At 63.6% G+C, this 16,648-nt stretch carries 10 protein-coding genes; 1 reads left to right on the top strand and 9 read right to left on the bottom strand.

Translation table 11 applies throughout. The features are described from left to right. Nucleotides 1–1,362, bottom strand: a complete 1,362-nt coding sequence (gene cobG / locus P3R82_RS00645) for a precorrin-3B synthase (protein ID WP_283192594.1) — start codon at nucleotides 1,360–1,362, stop codon at nucleotides 1–3. Nucleotides 1,363–1,426: 64 nt separating this feature from the next. Beyond that, a complete protein-coding gene (cobF, locus tag P3R82_RS00640) occupies nucleotides 1,427–2,194 on the bottom strand; it encodes a precorrin-6A synthase (deacetylating) (RefSeq protein ID WP_283192593.1) in 768 nt (255 codons plus the stop codon). A gap of 317 nt (nucleotides 2,195–2,511) precedes the next feature. Between cobF and P3R82_RS00635 the strand changes: the two genes are divergently transcribed. Further along, a complete protein-coding gene (locus tag P3R82_RS00635; protein ID WP_283192592.1) occupies nucleotides 2,512–3,633 on the top strand; it encodes an RHE_PE00001 family protein in 1,122 nt (373 codons plus the stop codon). 154 nt (nucleotides 3,634–3,787) lie between these two features. Here P3R82_RS00635 and P3R82_RS00630 read toward each other — a convergent pair whose 3' ends face one another. From P3R82_RS00630 to P3R82_RS00600, 7 genes are all read right to left on the bottom strand, one after another. After that, complete coding sequence (locus tag P3R82_RS00630) at nucleotides 3,788–4,501, bottom strand: Bax inhibitor-1/YccA family protein (protein WP_283192591.1); 714 nt, start codon at nucleotides 4,499–4,501, stop codon at nucleotides 3,788–3,790. A gap of 19 nt (nucleotides 4,502–4,520) precedes the next feature. Next, a complete protein-coding gene (locus P3R82_RS00625; RefSeq protein WP_283192590.1) occupies nucleotides 4,521–5,285 on the bottom strand; it encodes an anti-sigma factor in 765 nt (254 codons plus the stop codon). Further along, nucleotides 5,272–5,811, bottom strand: a complete 540-nt coding sequence (locus tag P3R82_RS00620) for a sigma-70 family RNA polymerase sigma factor (protein ID WP_047505082.1) — start codon at nucleotides 5,809–5,811, stop codon at nucleotides 5,272–5,274. Before P3R82_RS00620 ends, P3R82_RS00625 begins: the two co-directional genes overlap by 14 nt. A gap of 177 nt (nucleotides 5,812–5,988) precedes the next feature. Beyond that, complete coding sequence (cueR, locus tag P3R82_RS00615; protein WP_283192589.1) at nucleotides 5,989–6,384, bottom strand: Cu(I)-responsive transcriptional regulator; 396 nt, start codon at nucleotides 6,382–6,384, stop codon at nucleotides 5,989–5,991. A gap of 9 nt (nucleotides 6,385–6,393) precedes the next feature. Next, the gene (locus tag P3R82_RS00610) at nucleotides 6,394–8,886 is read right to left on the bottom strand and encodes a heavy metal translocating P-type ATPase (RefSeq protein WP_283192588.1); all 2,493 of its coding nucleotides are present in this window, start codon (nucleotides 8,884–8,886) and stop codon (nucleotides 6,394–6,396) included. A 105-nt stretch (nucleotides 8,887–8,991) separates the two neighbouring features. Beyond that, nucleotides 8,992–11,082, bottom strand: a complete 2,091-nt coding sequence (pbpC, locus tag P3R82_RS00605) for a penicillin-binding protein 1C (protein WP_283192587.1) — start codon at nucleotides 11,080–11,082, stop codon at nucleotides 8,992–8,994. Next, a complete protein-coding gene (locus P3R82_RS00600; protein WP_283192586.1) occupies nucleotides 11,079–16,553 on the bottom strand; it encodes an alpha-2-macroglobulin family protein in 5,475 nt (1,824 codons plus the stop codon). The genes pbpC and P3R82_RS00600 overlap by 4 nt, the downstream gene beginning before the upstream one ends. Between the last annotated feature and the right edge of the window lie 95 nt (nucleotides 16,554–16,648).

The following is a 16,648-nucleotide window of genomic DNA, read 5'->3' as shown; positions in this document are numbered from 1 at the left end:
CTATTCCTGTCGCAGCGCTCGCGTAATCGTGGCCGTCCCCACCCTGTCAAGACAGGCCCTAGCAGATCCGCCAGCTTGTCTTTCATTTTTGATGAGACGGGAAAGCCTCTCTATAGCGGAATTGATATCACTACCAGCAATCTGTGCATCGGGCGCGTCCGACGCGAGGCCATCGAGAACAAGATTATAGCCATTTTCCGCTCCCGCGACCGTAAAGGCGCGGCGCGGGTGGGCACAGCCCTTGGTACAGCCGGACAAATGCACGTCGAGCGAGCCATCCAGAATCTCCGGACACCCTTCGATCAGCGCCCCGGCCAGGGCCTTGGTGGCGTAGAAACTCGACGCGCAGGCGCCCGCGCCTGCGCAGGTGGCGATACGCGATGAGAGATCGTCGCGGTTCGCGGATAGACCGAAGCGCTGCGCCGATTGCAGCACCGTCACCGCGTCCTCCTCGCTCAGGCCGGTGACGAAAAGACAGCGACCGGGCGCCGGCCGGATATCCCCCACATCGAGATCGCCGAGGAATATCAGAAACGCCAGAAGGTCGGCCGCCTGAATTTGCCCGAACCGTAGTTTCAGGCCGATGACCGCCATGCCGTCCTCGACTGCATTGACGCCGACCGACGGTGTCTCGCCCATACGCGGATGGTGCGAAATGGCATGCATCTCGGGGAAGGTCGACAACAGACGTTCCGGTGAGATATCGCGGCAACGCTTCTGCCAGCCGATCGAGAGCAGCAGCTTGAGCAATTCGCCAACCGCCGCGATTGCCTCATCGACGGAGCCCGCGGCAACCGGACGGGCACTGGCACCATCGCCGGCGATGGCAACCACCCACTTTCCCGCTGTTACGGCCAGCAGCCTGATATCGGCCGTGACGTCGGCGAGATCGAAGCGGCCACCGCCATCGACGATGATTGAAAGCTTCGGCGCCAGCCCCGGCGCCTGCAAATGCTCGGCAAGCCGGTCCCGCAGCGCCAATTCCATGGCGGCGGCGTCAGCGACATCACCAAACGCCTCGCCATGCAGCGGCGGCAGTTCGATCACGGGATTGGGCGACACGATGATGCCCGCCGCATCCACCGCTTCGGCAAACGGCTCGACCGTCTCCGACCTAAGTCCCCGGATCTGCAGGCTGCCTCGCGCCGTAATCTCAAGCAGGCCATTACCGCAACGCGTCGCGGCATGAGCAAGCAGTGCGCACTGGCGAACCGTCAGGATGCCGCCCTGCGGACGCAGGCGCGCAAGCAGGCCGTCTCCTGTCCGCATAGGCCGCGCCAAGGTCGGACAGGCGCCGCGCCGCGCATAGGCTTGCGCGGCCTCGCCTGTGATTTCCGTCTCGATGCGCTCGTCGCGTGTCATCCCGCCATTTCCTTCCGCCCGGTGCTTACAGAATTGAGAAGCACGGGCAAAACCATCGCCACCCTCAGAGGTCGTCGAAATCGCGACCCTTGCGCAGCAGGTAGATATCCATGATCCAACCATGTCGCTCCCGCGCTTCGGCGCGCAGCTTCACGATATCGGCGGCGACATCGCCGAGCCGCCCCGAGCGCACGATCTCGTCATCCGTCCCGAGATAGGCGCCCCAGAAGATTTCCGCGTCCGGATCATCGATCTTGGAAAAGGCCTGCTCTCCATCCAGCATGACCACGGTGCTGTCCGCCCGGTTCCCATGCTCGACAAGCCGCCGCCCCGTCGTGATCTCGACCGGCTTGCCGACCATGTTGATCGGAATGCGGTGGCTTGCCGCCAGGGCCTGGATGCTCGTGATCCCCGGGGTGACGCTGAAGTCGAAATCGACGGCGCCGAGTTCCCTTGCCCGCTCGATGATGCGGATGACGCTATCATAAAGGCTCGGATCGCCCCAGACGAGAAAGGCGCCGACGCCGTCTTCGGGGAGATCGTCGATCAGCCGCACATAGGTTCGCGCCAGTGTCGCGTGCCAGTCGTCGACGCTTTCGACATAACTGCGGTCGACCGTCTTCCGCTGCGGAATGGCGAACTCGATAATCCGGGTCTTTTCATTGGTAACGAAGCGCTCGCAAATCTCGCGGCGGACGGAAGCGAGCTTCTCCTTCTCCTCGCCTTTCGTCGGCAGGAAGATCATGTCCGCCGCGTTCATCCTGCCGATGGCCTGGATGGTGACGTGCTCGGGATTTCCCGTTCCGATACCGATGACGTAGATGTGGCGCACGCCGGCTCTCCTGATCAATTCTTCCTGCTTGTGACGCACATGCTCCGGCGCCGCAAGGGCATGGCTCAAACGGGCGGCGATGAGGGAGCGGCCGATCGTCGCTGAAGATTGCTGCCATTTTCGAATCGTGCGATCCTTTGTCGATAAAGATCCGCATGGCATTGGCCCACATGCCTCGGACAACAAGCGCGGCGGCGGCTGAGCCGCGCCGACCAAATAAAGCAGGAATAGCCGGGCATGCTCGCGCCGAGACGATTTTTGAGACCATTGACGGAACGTGAGACGCAGGCCCGCCCGACGGTCGGGAACGCCCGCCGATGAACCACGAGATCGATGTCACATCCTTGATGACGCTGCTGCCGCTCTTCGTTCAGGCGGAAGACGCCCTGGCGCGGCTGGACGAGCGCGCGCTGCGATCCTCGATCGCGGAGGGCTTTTCCGAGCGCCGTCACTTTTTCGACGCTGTCGGCGCCCTGTGGGTAGCGGGCGAACTGGTGCATCTGGAAGACCTCGTGCTGCACGACGCCCATATGGACGCCCGCACGCCCAGCCACGAACTGACCATTGCGCATGCAGTCCTGCGCGCGCGCCGCAGGATATGGACGAGCGATCCTTATTGGGCCTTGAGCGAAGCCGGCATGACGGTTCTGACGGGGATCGGCGGCGAGCAGCAGAGAGCGCCGGAGTTGAAGAGCGCTTATCGCGATCACGACAATGACGATCATGAGCCTGATGCGCCGCTCGCCAACGAACTTGCCGAAATCGACGCCGTGCTGGCGCGGTCGAGCAGGCTCCTCGACGATCTCGCGCGGGGCGTTCGGGACACCCACCCTGAGCCCGCGCGGCAGGAGCGGCCGGACGACCGGCTCGCGCTGCTCGACGACGAGGACTGGGACGAGGCCGCGCGCCTGCGCGAATGGCGCTCCGTCATCGCGATTGCCGACGCATTGCCACCGACACTGGGCGCCGCCGTACTGTTCGATGCATGGGAGCAGATCGAGCCGCTGCGCCGCCAGCATTGGCTGGGCGGACTGCTGGTTGCAGGCTATCTGCGCCAGCGCGGCAAGATCACGTCGCACCTCTTTTCATTTTTCGCCGGCTTGAAAACCGTTCGCCACGAACGCCGGCGCGCCCGCCAGCGTCTCGTCAGGCTGCAATCCTTTCTCGAAGCGATGGTGGAGAGCGCCGATCTCGGCATGAAGGAGATGGATCGCCTGTCGCTGGCGCAGACACAGATGCAGATGCGCTTCAAGGACAGGCGCTCAAACAGCAGCCTTCCGCACCTTGCCCAATTCGTGCTGTCGCGGCCGATGGTGTCCTCGGCCATGGTGGCGCGTGAACTGAAGGTCAGCGGCCGAGGCGCGCTCAATCTGCTCAAAGACATCGGCATTCGCGAGATCACCGGGCGCGGACGCTACCGTGCCTGGGGCATTATCTGAACGTCCAGGAAGTCAGGCCATAATCAAACGGAAAAGCGGCCGGACTTGCGCCCGGCCGCTTCCCTGTGGTGAACACCCGATCCGCGCATCCTGTCACAGAGTGCGGACCGGGCGTTCTAGCGCTTCCTTTGCCCCCAGAAGCGCTGTAGCTCGACTATTCGCGCTCGCCGGTGAAGTTGAGCAGCAGCTGGAAGATGTTCACGAAGTTCAGGTAGAGCGACAGAGCACCGAATACGGCAAGCTTCTGGTTCGATTCCTGATCGTGGTTTTCCGAATACTGTTCCTTGATGTTCTGCGTATCGTAGGCGGTCAGGCCGACGAAGACGACGATACCGATGACCGAAATCGCGAACTGAAGTGCGCTCGATCCAAGGAAGATGTTCACCACGCTGGCGATGACCACGCCGATCAGGCCCATCATCAGGAACGAGCCCATGCGGGACAGATCACGCTTGGTCACGTAGCCGTAAAGGCTGGTCGAGCCGAACATCGTTGCGGCGATGAAGAAGGTGCGCGCGATGCTGGTGCCGGTAAACACCAGGAACACCGATGCCATCGACAGGCCCATGACGGCGCAGAAGGCCCAGAATGTCATCTGCGCGGCGCCTGCCGACATCGTCTGGATCTTGAACGTGAAGAAGAAGACGAAGGCGAGCGGCGCCAGCATGACCACCCACTTGAGCGGCGACTGGAAGATCGGCACATACAGCGCCGGCGTCGAGCCGACGATGAAGGCGATCATGCCGGTGATGACAAGGCCGATGCCCATGTAGTTGTACACGCGCAGCATGTGCTGGCGAAGACCTTCGTCAAACAGGGTCTGCGAGCCAACGGCCGAACCGTAACGCTGCTGATTGATTGGATTCATAGAGATCTCCTCGGTTTAACTAGTAAAGGGTACGGGCAAGCCTGTCGGCTGCCTGATCCAGTGTGATTGAGCGATCCGCCGTCACCAGTGCGTAAGCCACGTCACCGATCTGCCAGTAGGAGGCTTCGGCGCCGTTCAGCCCGATATGGTTGACCGACTGAACGGAGAAGACGCCCGGCCGAACGGCAAACAACGAAAGCTGCTTGTTGTCGGCCACGATCGACATTTCGACACTCGGGCCGAACTCGGACGGGAATATCTGCACGTCCGAAATCGTCCAGTCAGAAGGAAGCTGAGGCATGACGATGCCGGTCGCCGCACGAATTTCATCCGGCTTGTAGCTTTCGCTCCGCGGTGACGAGACGGCCTGGCGCACCAATGTCGTCTTATAGGCCTGGACGGCATCCTCGACATAGGCGGGAGCCGGGACGGACGCGGCGACCTCGGTCGCGGTAAACGCACCGAACGAGGTATGAGCGACCCAGCCTGCCCCGACCAAGACGGCGACAGCGGCAATCCGCTGCATGACATGGAATATCCGGCCATAGGCGAGCCCGCGCTCGAGGCGGCGCGCGACATCGCGCGTTTCAGCACGGCCGGAGGCGCCTTCGTCGGCGAGCGCAAGGCGCAATTCGCCGCGCATGCTCAGATCCGCCATGACCTTCGCGGCCGTTTCCGGATTCTCGGAAAGGTAGGATTCCACCTGGATCCGACGGGTCACATCGAGCTCGCCATCGATATAGGCATCGAGATCGGCGGCGATAATGGGATCAACTACTTTCATTGCCGCCTCCTTCGATCAATCTCAAATGTGGTGCACGCGGTGTCGCTTCCTCGATTTCGCGCAACTGGGCACGGGCGCGTGAGATGCGAGACATCAGCGTACCGATCGGAACGCCGAGCGCTGCAGCAGCTTCCTGGTAGGAGAGGTCTTCGATCGCCACGAGATGAAGCGCCTCGCGCTGCTCTTCCGGCAGGCGGAAGAAAGCATTGCGCACCTGCTGCAGACGCACGGCATGTTCCTGCGCGGCTGGCAAGGACTGCTCGGCCTCCACGGCGGCCTCATCGTGCCGTCGTGTCAGCGATCGCCCCTGGCGGACGCGGTCGATGTGAGCGTTATGCACGATAGAGAGCAACCACGTACGCAAGTTACCGCCGCTGCGGAAGCTCTGCTTCTTCTCGTATGCCCGGACCAAGGCATCGTGGACCAGATCTTCGGCGTCATCCGAATTGCGCACCAGCGAGCGCGCGTAGCGCCGAAGCGCTGCGAGCTGACCGATGACATCGAATGGGCGTTCTTTCCGTTCCATGATTGAGTATACGGAGCCACGCGTTGTTTTATTCCCCAGGTCTGCGATTTTTTCTGCTTTTTTGCCGCCGTGAAAATGTCGCGCGAACAATCCGCCCGCCAGCGCGCAAAATATTACATGAAAATCACAGCCTTAGGCGGAATCCCAGAAATATCCGCCGCCGCAGCCGTGGGATCGTCAGGCGTGCTGCTCATCGGACAACTCCTCAAGGATGGGACAGTCCGGCCTGTCGTTGCCGTGGCAGGCGTGAACCAGATGCTCGAGTGTGTGCCTGAGTTCGCTGAGTTCGCGGATCTTGCGGTCGATCTCCGTGAGCTTGGCCTGGGTCAGCTCCTTCACGTCGGCGCTGGCCCTGCTCTTGTCCTCGTAAAGCGCCAGCAGCTGCCGGCACTCCTCCACCGAAAAGCCCAGCCCGCGCGATTTCTGCAGGAAGCGCAGCTTGTGAACATCGGCGACCGCATAGTCGCGATAGCCATTGCCGTTTCTATCAGGCCTAATGAGGCCGATATCCTCGTAATAGCGTATGGTCTTCGATGGCAGGCCGGAACGCGCCGATGCTTCACCGATGTTCATGGCAGGCTCCTATAGCTTTGCCGCGCGCAGCCGCAGCGCGTTACCGATGACCGAAACGGACGACAGGCTCATCGCCGCCGCCGCGATCATCGGCGACAACAGCAGGCCGAAGACAGGATAGAGTACGCCTGCGGCCAGGGGAACGCCGAGTGCGTTGTAGCCGAAGGCGAAGCCGAGGTTCTGGCGAATATTGCGCATTGTCGCCTCCGCCAGACGCCGTGCCCTGATAATCCCATTGAGATCCCCCCTGACCAGGGTGATGCCCGCGCTTTCCATCGCGACATCCGCTCCGGTGCCCATGGCGATGCCCACATCGGCCGCGGCCAGCGCCGGCGCATCATTGATACCGTCACCGGCCATGGCGACCACCGCCCCCCTGGCATGCAGTTCATCGATCAGCGCCTTCTTGCCTTCGGGCAGTATGTCGGCGCGCACATCGTCGATCCCCAGGCTCTTGGCGACCGAGCGTGCCGTGCGCTCGTTATCGCCAGTCGCCATGATGATCTTCAAGCCGCTCGCATGCAGTGCCTTGATCGCGGCGGCCGTTGTCGGCTTGATGCGATCGGCGACAGCCACAAGCCCGGCGAGCCGCTGATCGACGACGACGAACATCACCGTCTTGCCCTTGTCCCGCAGCGATTGCAGCTGCGCGTCATGGGCGGCCACGTCGATGCCGAGATCGGCCATCATCGCCGCGTTGCCAAGCGCCACGGCTGTCCCGCCGACATTGCCGCGCACGCCTTTGCCCGTGGCCGCATCGAAGCCCGTGATATCGAGCAGGGCGATCCCGCGCTCTTGCGCCCCCGCCACGATAGCCGCCGCCAGCGGATGCTCCGATCCGCGCTCGAGGCTGGCGGCAAGCCGCAGGAGATCGCCTTCGACTACATCACCGAGCGCCACGACATCCGTCAGCCGAGGCTTTCCTTCGGTCAGTGTGCCCGTCTTATCGACGATCAGCGTATCGACCTTCGAAAAACGCTCCAGCGCTTCCGCATCCTTGATCAGCACGCCTTCGTGGGCGCCGCGACCGGTGGCGATCATGATCGACATCGGCGTGGCAAGTCCGAGCGCGCAGGGGCATGCGATGATGAGGACCGAAACGGCGGCGAGCAGCGCATAGACCATGCGCGGTTCGGGGCCAACGAGAGACCAGATCGCGATGGCTGCAATCGCGACGGCCACGACCGCCGGCACGAAGAACGCCGATACGCGATCGACGGCGCCCTGGATCGGGGCGCGCGAGCGCTGCGCCGTGGCAACCATGTCGACGATCCGCGACAGCGTGGTCTCCGCACCGACCTTTTCGGCCGTCATCACCAGCGTGCCGTTCTTGTTGATGGTGCCGCCCGTCAGGGCATCGCCCACAGCCTTTTCGACGGGCATGGATCCGCCCGTCAGCATGGATCTGTCAATCGTCGACTGCCCCTCGCTGACCGTGCCATCGACCGGAATTCGCTCGCCCGGCCGGACACGCAAGTGATCGCCAACCACGATATCGTCGACCGGCACATCGGCCTCGACACCATCGCTACCGATGCGTCGCGCGGTCTTCGGCGCGAGGTCGAGCAATGCCCGAATGGCCGAGCCGGTCCGCTCGCGCGCCTTCAGCTCAAGAACCTGCCCGACGAAAACAAGGGCGACGATCACTGCCGCCGCCTCGAAATAAACGGGCACGGCGCCGCCATGCCCACGGAACATATGCGGGAAGATGCCCGGCGCCACGGTGGCGAGAAGGCTGTAGATATAAGCCGTGCCGACGCCGAGACCGATCAACGTCCACATGTTGGGGCTGCGGTTGACGACGGACGCCCAGGCACGTCGGAAGAACGGCAGCGCGGCCCAGAGCACCACAGGCGTGGCAAGAGCGAGTTCTGCCCAGGTGGCGAGCGGTTCGCCGAGCCAATCGCGAACAGGCAAGCCGATCATCGGCCCCATCGCGATGACAAGCAACGGAACGGAGAGAATGCCGCTGATCCACAGGCGGCGGGTGAAATCGACCAACTCCGGGTTCGGCCCCTCATCGATGGGCGGGATGCCCATCGGCTCCAGCGCCATGCCGCATTTGGGGCAATCGCCGGGATGATCGCTGATCACCTCTGGATGCATCGGGCAGGTATATTGCGTACCCTTCGGAGCCGGTTTCGGTTGCGGCTTGCTGCCATCGCGATAATCCGCCGGTGCAGCCTCGAATTTCGCCTTGCAGCCAGCCGAGCAGAAATAGTGCCTCTCGCCTTCATGTCGCAGGAAGTGCTTGGCCGTTGCGCGGTCGACGCTCATGCCGCAGACCGGGTCTTTTGCGGTCAGATGGTCCTGCGGCGCAGCCTCGAAGTTGGCTCGGCAGCCCTCGCAGCAGAAGAAATAGCGCCGGCCCTCATGCTCGGCCGACGGCTTGCCGGCGGCGGGGTCAACCGTCATGCCGCAGACGGGATCTCGGACCGCGCCGTCGTTTCCCGCATGATGATGGTCGCCGTGACCGTGGTGATGGGCGTGGGTGCTTTCCATGGCTATCTCCTGTGCCTGACAAGGCAGTGGAGATCGTTATCAACCTTCCAGCAACTGGAAGGTCAAGCGCAAAATGCAAGTTCCTTGATGACGGTCAAAACCGCCTCAATCAATGAAAACGCCGACGCTTGCCGCGCGTCCCATCGCATCGATGACCGTCAGCTTCGAATAGCCGCCGCCATCAGGCGTCCATTGGTTGGTGCGCCGCCGAGAGATATCCGGCAGGGGTTTGCCGTTGGCAAGCCACCGGAAGGGCGCCCGACCACCCTGCAGCCTCAGCATCAGCGGCGACAGATCTCCTCCCTTTACCAGACCCTTGGCCCCCAGATCGACATGCGCGCCCTCCGGCGGATAGACGATCTGCGGCGCCGGCTCGCGACCGGATGTGGCAAGCAATCCACTGGGATTGACGGCGAAGCGACGCTGGCTGATCGGCAGCTGAGCCTGCGCGATGCGCACGGCGCCCGACGGCGGACGCGGCAGCGGCGTCGTCGCGAGACCCGACTTGGCGAAGCCCTCGAACAGGATCGGCGCGGCCGTGCCATAGCCGGTCAGCCCGGGCGAGGCGCCGTTGTCGGGACGGCCGACCCAGACGCCGAGGACATAACGGCCGTCATAGCCCACCGACCAGGCGTCGCGGTATCCATAGCTCGTGCCCGTCTTGTAGGCGATGCCGCGCTGCGGCGCACCGGCGGGCGGAATGACGCCAGAGAGGATGTCGGCGACGTTCCACACCGCGACCGGCTCCAGCAGCGCCTCGCCTTCGATCTCTCCCGGCTGGCCTAATATGCCATCGCCAATCCGAACCGCCTGCCCTCGGTTGGCGAGCGCCGTGTAGAGCTGCACCAGATCCTTGAGCGTGAGGCCGACGCCACCGAGTCCGATCGCAAGGCCCGGCGTTTCGTTGACCGGCAAGAGCGGGCGCACCTCGGCGCGACGGAAGCGGATGAGGAGCTTGGCCGGGTTGACGGCATCGAGCAGCTTGACCGCGGGAACGTTGAGCGAGAGTTGCAGCGCATCGCGCACCGTCACGTCGCCCTGGTAGCTCATGTCGAAGTTGCGCGGCCGGTAGCCGAAGAAGTCGGCCGGCCGATCCTCGATGATGGTCTCCTGGCTGACCAGCCCTTCTTCAAAGGCAAGACCGTAGATGAACGGCTTGAGCGTGGAGCCCGGCGAACGCGGGACGCGCGTCATGTCGATCCAGCCGGATCGACTCGCGTCGAAATAATCGGCGGAGCCGACTTCGCCGACGATATCGCCGGTCTGCGCATCCGCCATCACCATCGCCAGCGACAGTTTGGGGCCAAGCTTCAATGTGGCCGCCTTGGCGACGGTCTCCAATCCCTCCTGGACCCGCTTCTTCAGCGTGGTCCGGTACGGCGAAGCGTCTGGGGCTTTGCGCAACGCCGCTTCGCCGACATGGGCCGCGAGCGCGGGAAGCTGCATGCGTTTCGCCGGCACAAGCGTTGCCTCGGCACGTTCGGCCTCCCCTTCCCCGATGGCATCGACAACAGCGACGCGCTCCAGAACGCGCTTGCGCGCCGCCTCGGCCGCCTCAAGGTTGCGGTCGGGGCGGCGTTTTTCGGGAAGCTGCGGCAATGCTACGAGGAGTGCCGCCTGCGCCACCGTCAGCCGCTTCGGCTCCTTGCCGAAATAAGCAAGGCTCGCGGCCCTGACGCCCTCCAGATTGCCCCCATAGGGCGCATGGGTCAGGTAAAGATCGAGAATCTCATCCTTCGACAGACGGCGCTCGATCTGCAGCGCACGCGCCACCTGCAACAGCTTGGCCGAGAGCGAACGGCCCTGGCGCGGCTCGATCAGGCGGGCGACCTGCATCGATAGGGTGGACGCCCCGGAAACGATGCGGCCGTTGGCGGCAAGCTGGAAGGCGGCGCGGCCGATCGCGCGCGGGTCGACGCCGCCGTGCTCGTAGAAGCGCCGATCCTCATAGGCGACCAGCATGCGCAGGAATTGCGGATCGACATCGCCAACATCAGTCTTCAGACGCCAGCGCCCCTCGGGCGTGGCGAAGGCGCGAAGAAGCTGTCCGTCGGCATCCAGCACCTCGGCGGAGACACGCATCTTGTCCAGCGGCGGCGGAAACGCCTTGTCCGCCGCATCCAGACCGATCAACCCGGCGCCGGCAATTGCCACGCCGGTGACAACGCCGATCGCGATTTTCCGCCCCAGTCTCATGGCTGTGCCGCCACGACCTCCATCTTGCCGGTTGCCGTCCGGGCCGAAAACTGCGGCCGGTACATATCCTCGACATTCGCCGCCGGGTGATCGTAAACGCCTGGCGTAACGGCGCGCACAACGTAGGCGACATTGACCTCCCTGTTGTCATCGGCGCTGCGGTTGAAGGCGGCGACGAAGCGATCGTTGCGGAATTCGGTGTGAGCGGGCGTGACATCGCCGATCCAGTCGAAATTGGTCAGTTGGGCGCTGTCGACAAGGCTCGGATTGTCGATCTGGAAGCCGGCCGGCAGCAGATCGGTGATGACGATGCGCGACGGCCACTTGTTGCTCTCGGTGACCCGCAGCACGACGACGTATCGCTCGTTCTGCTTTGCCTCCGAGACATTCGCTTCCTCGCCATCCAGCGTGTAATAGCTGCGTTCGATGGCAAAGCCATCACCACCCGCGGGCAGCGGCGTCACCGGTGCGGCAACGGTGGTGACCACGGCCGAGACAGCGTCGCTCGTCTGGTTGGTCAGGGTCAGCGGATAGTCCGCCAGCGCCTCACCGGTCATCCGCGCCATGTAGGCGCCGTTACGCAGCGCCCCGTTGACGTCGATCTTCAGCGTATCGTCGCCGCCCTGAATGGCGCGGGCGGCCAGCAGCATCCAGGCCTGTTCCTGCGTACTGGTATACTTTTTGCGTTCCCATTCCTTGGCGACGGCCTTCGCCAGTTCCGGCACGATCGGAGGCACCGGCCGGCTTTCGGCGGCGAGCGCGAGGATGGCTGCGCCGTCTCGGAGCACCGAGCCGTAGTCGGTGCGTGACAAGTTGACCTTCGTGACCATCGACTGAGCCGACATCTGCAGCGCATCGACGAAGATGTTCTTCGACCGCGTCGCATCACCGTAGAGTGCCAGCGCGGCCGCGATGTGGGCCTTGGCGAGCGGTGTCGGGAAATCGTTGATCATCGTGTCGGCGTAGTAACGCAGATCGCTGACCGCGGCCTTCTTGTTGCGCGCGAGCACATAGAGCGCATAGGCGATCTGATCGCCCTGGTCCTTGACGTTGACGTCATAGCTCAAGGCGTTCTGCAGGTTCTCGAGTGCCTGCGCCAGCGCACGATCCGGCACGTCGTATTTCTGCTCGCGGGCCCGCGTCAGGAAATCGGTGACGTAGGAATCAAGCCAGAGATCGCCGCTATCCGGCCCCCAAAGGCCGAAACTGCCGGCTGATGCCTGGTAGGAAAGAACGCGATAGATGGCATCCTGCACGCGCTTCTTGATATCGGCATCGCCATCGAGACCGGCCTGCTCGGCAAGCTCGCTCAGATAGAGCAGCGGCAGGGCCCGGCTGGTCGTCTGTTCGGCGCAGCCGAAGGGATAGCGATCGAGCGACATCAGCAATGCCGGAATGTCGAAGGCCGCGGAGCGCGTGACATTGACGCTGACGGATGCGCCCGGAAGAACGCTATCGGCCAAGAGCGCCTTGTCGATCGTCAGCTTCGCTCCCGGCTTCAGCGCCAGCACGCGACGCTCGGTGACCGGCAACACGGCCGGTCGGACGGGGACATCAAGGCTCTGGTCGAGCGATAGCCCCGCCGCATTCGAGATGTTGACCGAAACGACACCGTTGCCCGGCTGCAGACCGGTCACGGCAAGCGTCACCGCCTGCTTCGCGCCGGCGCCAAGCCGGATCGTTTGCGTGGCCTGCGCGATACCGACAGCGTCATTGCCTGTGACCGCAAGCTTGTAGTCACCTGCGGGCGCATCGGTATTGGCGATATCGAGACGTAGCTCGGACTTGTCCCCCGGCGCCAGGAAGCGCGGCAGGCTGGCCGTAACGACGACAGGATCGCGAATGATCACGTCTTGCACGGCATGGCCGACACCGGACTTGGACCAGGCGACCGCCATCAGGCGTGCCGTGCCGTTGAATTGGGGAATATCGAAACTGACCTGCGCCTTGCCCTCGGCGTCCAGTTTCAGTGGGCCGGAGAAGAAGGCGACGAGCTTCTGCGTCGGAGGGCTTGCCTGCAGCGCGATCGCGCCGCCATCGCCGCCGGTGCGCAGCTTGCCGGTGGCACCGAGCGAGCCGTCGATCAGGCGGCCATAAAGGTCGCGGATTTCGAGGCCGAGCTGGCGCTGGCCAAAATACCAGTCCTCCGGGTTCGGCGGCTCGTAGCGCGTCAGGTTGAGAATGCCGACATCGACGGCGGCAACGGTGACATAGGCCTCCTCGTTGGCGCCCGCACCCGCAACGGCGAGCGTGATCGGCAGCGGGCCGCGCGGCAGCATTTTCCCAGGTGCCTCGATCTTGACCTGCAAGGCCCGATCCTCGGGATCGACCTTCAGCCATTTCACGCCGATCGCGCGCATCGGCATGTGGCTGTCCTGGGCATCGCCCGGGCGGAACAGCGTCGCAGTCACATAGGCGCCAGCGCCCCAGTCGGCGGTGACGGGAATTTCGACCTCGCCGCCCTTCTCGCCGATCGCCGCATTCTGCACCGCGACCAGCGTCTCAGTGCCGGCTGCGATCATCAGTTCACCGGCATAACGCGAGGAAACCTTCAGCTTCGCGGTCTCGCCGACCTTGTAGCTATCCTTGTCGAGCGCGATCTCCAGGCCATCGGGCGTTTCCGTGGACGTTGCCTGCACGAACCAGCCGGCGTCGAATTCCACGCTTGACGTCGGCCCATCCGCGTCCGTGCTCTCGACCTCGAGGCGATAACGGCCCCATTGCACAGGCGAGGCGATCTTGGCGCCGTCGATGCCGGCATCGACATTGCCGTTGCCCACCTGCTCGGTGGTGTAGACCGGCTCGTACTTCCAGGCCGTTCCGTCCCTATACCACTGGTAATCGCGGTTTAGCTTGACCAGCTTCCAGCGCAGCCCCTTCATCTCCTCCTTCACGCCGTCGGCATCGACGCCGATGACGGTAAAGTTGGCGATCGAGTTCTCACCGAGATCGCCGGAGAACTCCGGCTTGATGCCGATCATCGGCCCCTGATTTTTCACCGGCAGCACGAGCGAACGCTCGATCGCGCGCCCTCCGGCTTCCTGCATTCGGATGTAGACGGTCGCGTTCAGAAGCTGCGTCGTCGCCGGCAGCTCGCCCACCGTCAGATCAGTGACGCCTTCGCCCTTTTCATCCAGATCAGGCAGTCCCTCGATCGACTGGCGCGAATCCTCGCTCGCCTCCTCGTCTGCGAGGCCGAAGAAGTAGCCCGGAAACGCTTCGGCCTGACGCGTCGGCTTGATGACGACATCGCCTTCAAGCGTCAGCCCGGCAGCGGGTGCTCCGTACAGATATTTGCCCGAGATATTGATCGTCGCCGGCGCGTCCGGTCCGATCATCTTCGCCTCGGTCTTCAGCTCCATGTCGGTCCGATCCGGCACGAAATCGTCGACCAGGAAGCTCTTGCTCGCGATCGGCGATCCCTTCGGATCGGTGTGGATGTTCATCGTCCAGGTGCCGCGCATGGCGTTGTCCTGCACGGCGAAATCCACATTGTAGCCGCCGAGATTGCTGGTCTGGCTGACGATGCGTCGATCTTCCACGCCGTCGGGACGCATGAAGACGAAGGTCAGCGGCAGATTTTCGATCGCCTTGCCATCGGTATCGCGTGCCAGCGCCGATACGCGAACCGTTTCGCCGACGCGGTAGATACCGCGCTCGGTGAAGGTGAGCACATCGATCGCGCCGGGCGATGCGCGGCCGGTGACGCCACGGTCGGACAGGTCGAAACCGGCGCGTGTCATGTCGAGAAAGACGTAGTCCGACGCGCCGTTCTTCGCCGTGACCACGGCAGGTGTCAGCGCCGATGTCCCTCGGATCAGGCCGGCGGTGAATGTCGCCCGACCATTGTCGTCAGTCGTGGCCGCACCGAGCACCTCATTGTTCTTGGCGAGAAGCTGCAGCTCGACACCGGCCATCGGCTTGGCGGTCGCGAGCGAGCGGGCGAAGACGTTGAGGCCGTCGGTCCCGGCATAGGTCGTCACCCCGATATCGGAGACCACGAACCACTGCGTCGCCTGCGAATTCCACTCTTGGTCCGGCCCAGTGGGGGACGTCGCCGTCAGCACGTAAACGCCGGGCTTGCGCTCCGGCAGCGCCTCGTCGACAGGGAAGCTGGTGACGACGTCCTTGTTCAGATCATTGGCGATATCGATCGCCCCTTGCCAGACAAGTTCACCGCTCTCGTCCTCGATGCGCTGGGCGCTGTAGCCATCGAGCTGGGTGAGGAACTGCGAACTGGTCAGCAACGGCGCGATACCACGGTCGCCGATGCGGTAGAGCTTGAGATTGGCCGAGGCCATATTGACGGAAACGATCGGAATGCCACGGCGCGCCGTCGACGGCAGCACGAAGCTGTCACCGGTGAAGCGGACACTCGCGGTGCGGTCCTTGACATAGATGTCAAGGCTGACGGGCGCCTCGAGGACTTCGTCGACAGACGAGGGAAGGCCCGTGCGGAAAGAGATCTTGTAGTTCTCGCCGTGCGTCAGGCCCTCGACACAGATCTGCTTGTCCTTGGTCTCAAGCGCCTTCGGCGCGACGCCGTTCAGCGTCACGAAGGGTGTATAGTCCGTGGTCTTGACCAGCGATTCCGAGAAGGTCACGCAAGCGCGCGGGGTCGCGCTGTCGGCATCGACCGTGTGGTCCGTGATACGGAAGCCCCGCGTCGATTTCAGCTGCAGGAAGGCGGCCTGGACCTCTTTCGAATTCACCAGCGCCAGGCTTGCCTTATAGGCATTCAGCGCGGCCCGGTAGTTCGAGTTGTTCTCCAGCGCGACGGCAAGGACCGCAAGCGCATCGGCGCGGCTGGTCGTCGTTCGCGTCAGGTCGTAGCCATTGATGGCGGCCAGCACGGCCTGGGGATAGATATTGCTGCCATTGTTGTCGTCGCTCTTGACGAAGCTGCCGCCCGCGCGCGCCGTCTCCAGCCACAGGTCGGCATTATCGGGCGTGAGCGCCAGCGCACCGCGGAAGGACTTCAAGGCATCGACGACATTGTTGGCCGTGAGGTCGATGCGCGCGTTGGCGATCAGGCTGTCGGCCGATTGGCCCTGCTGGTCTTCGGCGACCTCGAGATTGGCCTTGTCGTCGCGCGCCTGTTGCAACACGTCTCTCGAAAGGAAGCCGATGCGCGGCGCGGCCCCGAGGTCCGGCTCCTGGCTGCCGGCCGTCTCGACGATCTTCCCGGCGATGGCGCCCGGAAAGGCGTTCATCGTCTTGAAGTCGGATTTGAGGAAGCACCAGCTGACCTTGGGGTTATAGGTGAAGGCCTTGCACGACTTGTCGCCGATGCACGATGCCTTACACTGGTCGAGCGTGACGTTCTGCTCGCTGCGCAGATCGAAGCCGAAATAATCGGCATCGCGCACGGTTTGTATCTCGCGCTTGCTGTCGGCGGAAAAGGCGGGTGAACCGGTGAGAGCGGTCGAAAGAACAATGGTAGCGGCTGTCAAGAACGCGCGTGCGAACATAGGTTCCCCCCAAGATGCTGGCACCTGATTTGGCCGCAACTCTCCCCACTCGCATCATCGTTGTCAACTCGGATGGAGCGTCGCCCGACAGTAAA

The organism is Rhizobium sp. AN80A (assembly GCF_030053015.1).
Taxonomy (GTDB): Bacteria; Pseudomonadota; Alphaproteobacteria; order Rhizobiales; family Rhizobiaceae; genus Rhizobium; species Rhizobium metallidurans.
The sequence above is the reverse complement of the archived record's forward strand: the minus strand, read 5'-3'. Positions and strand labels throughout refer to the sequence as shown.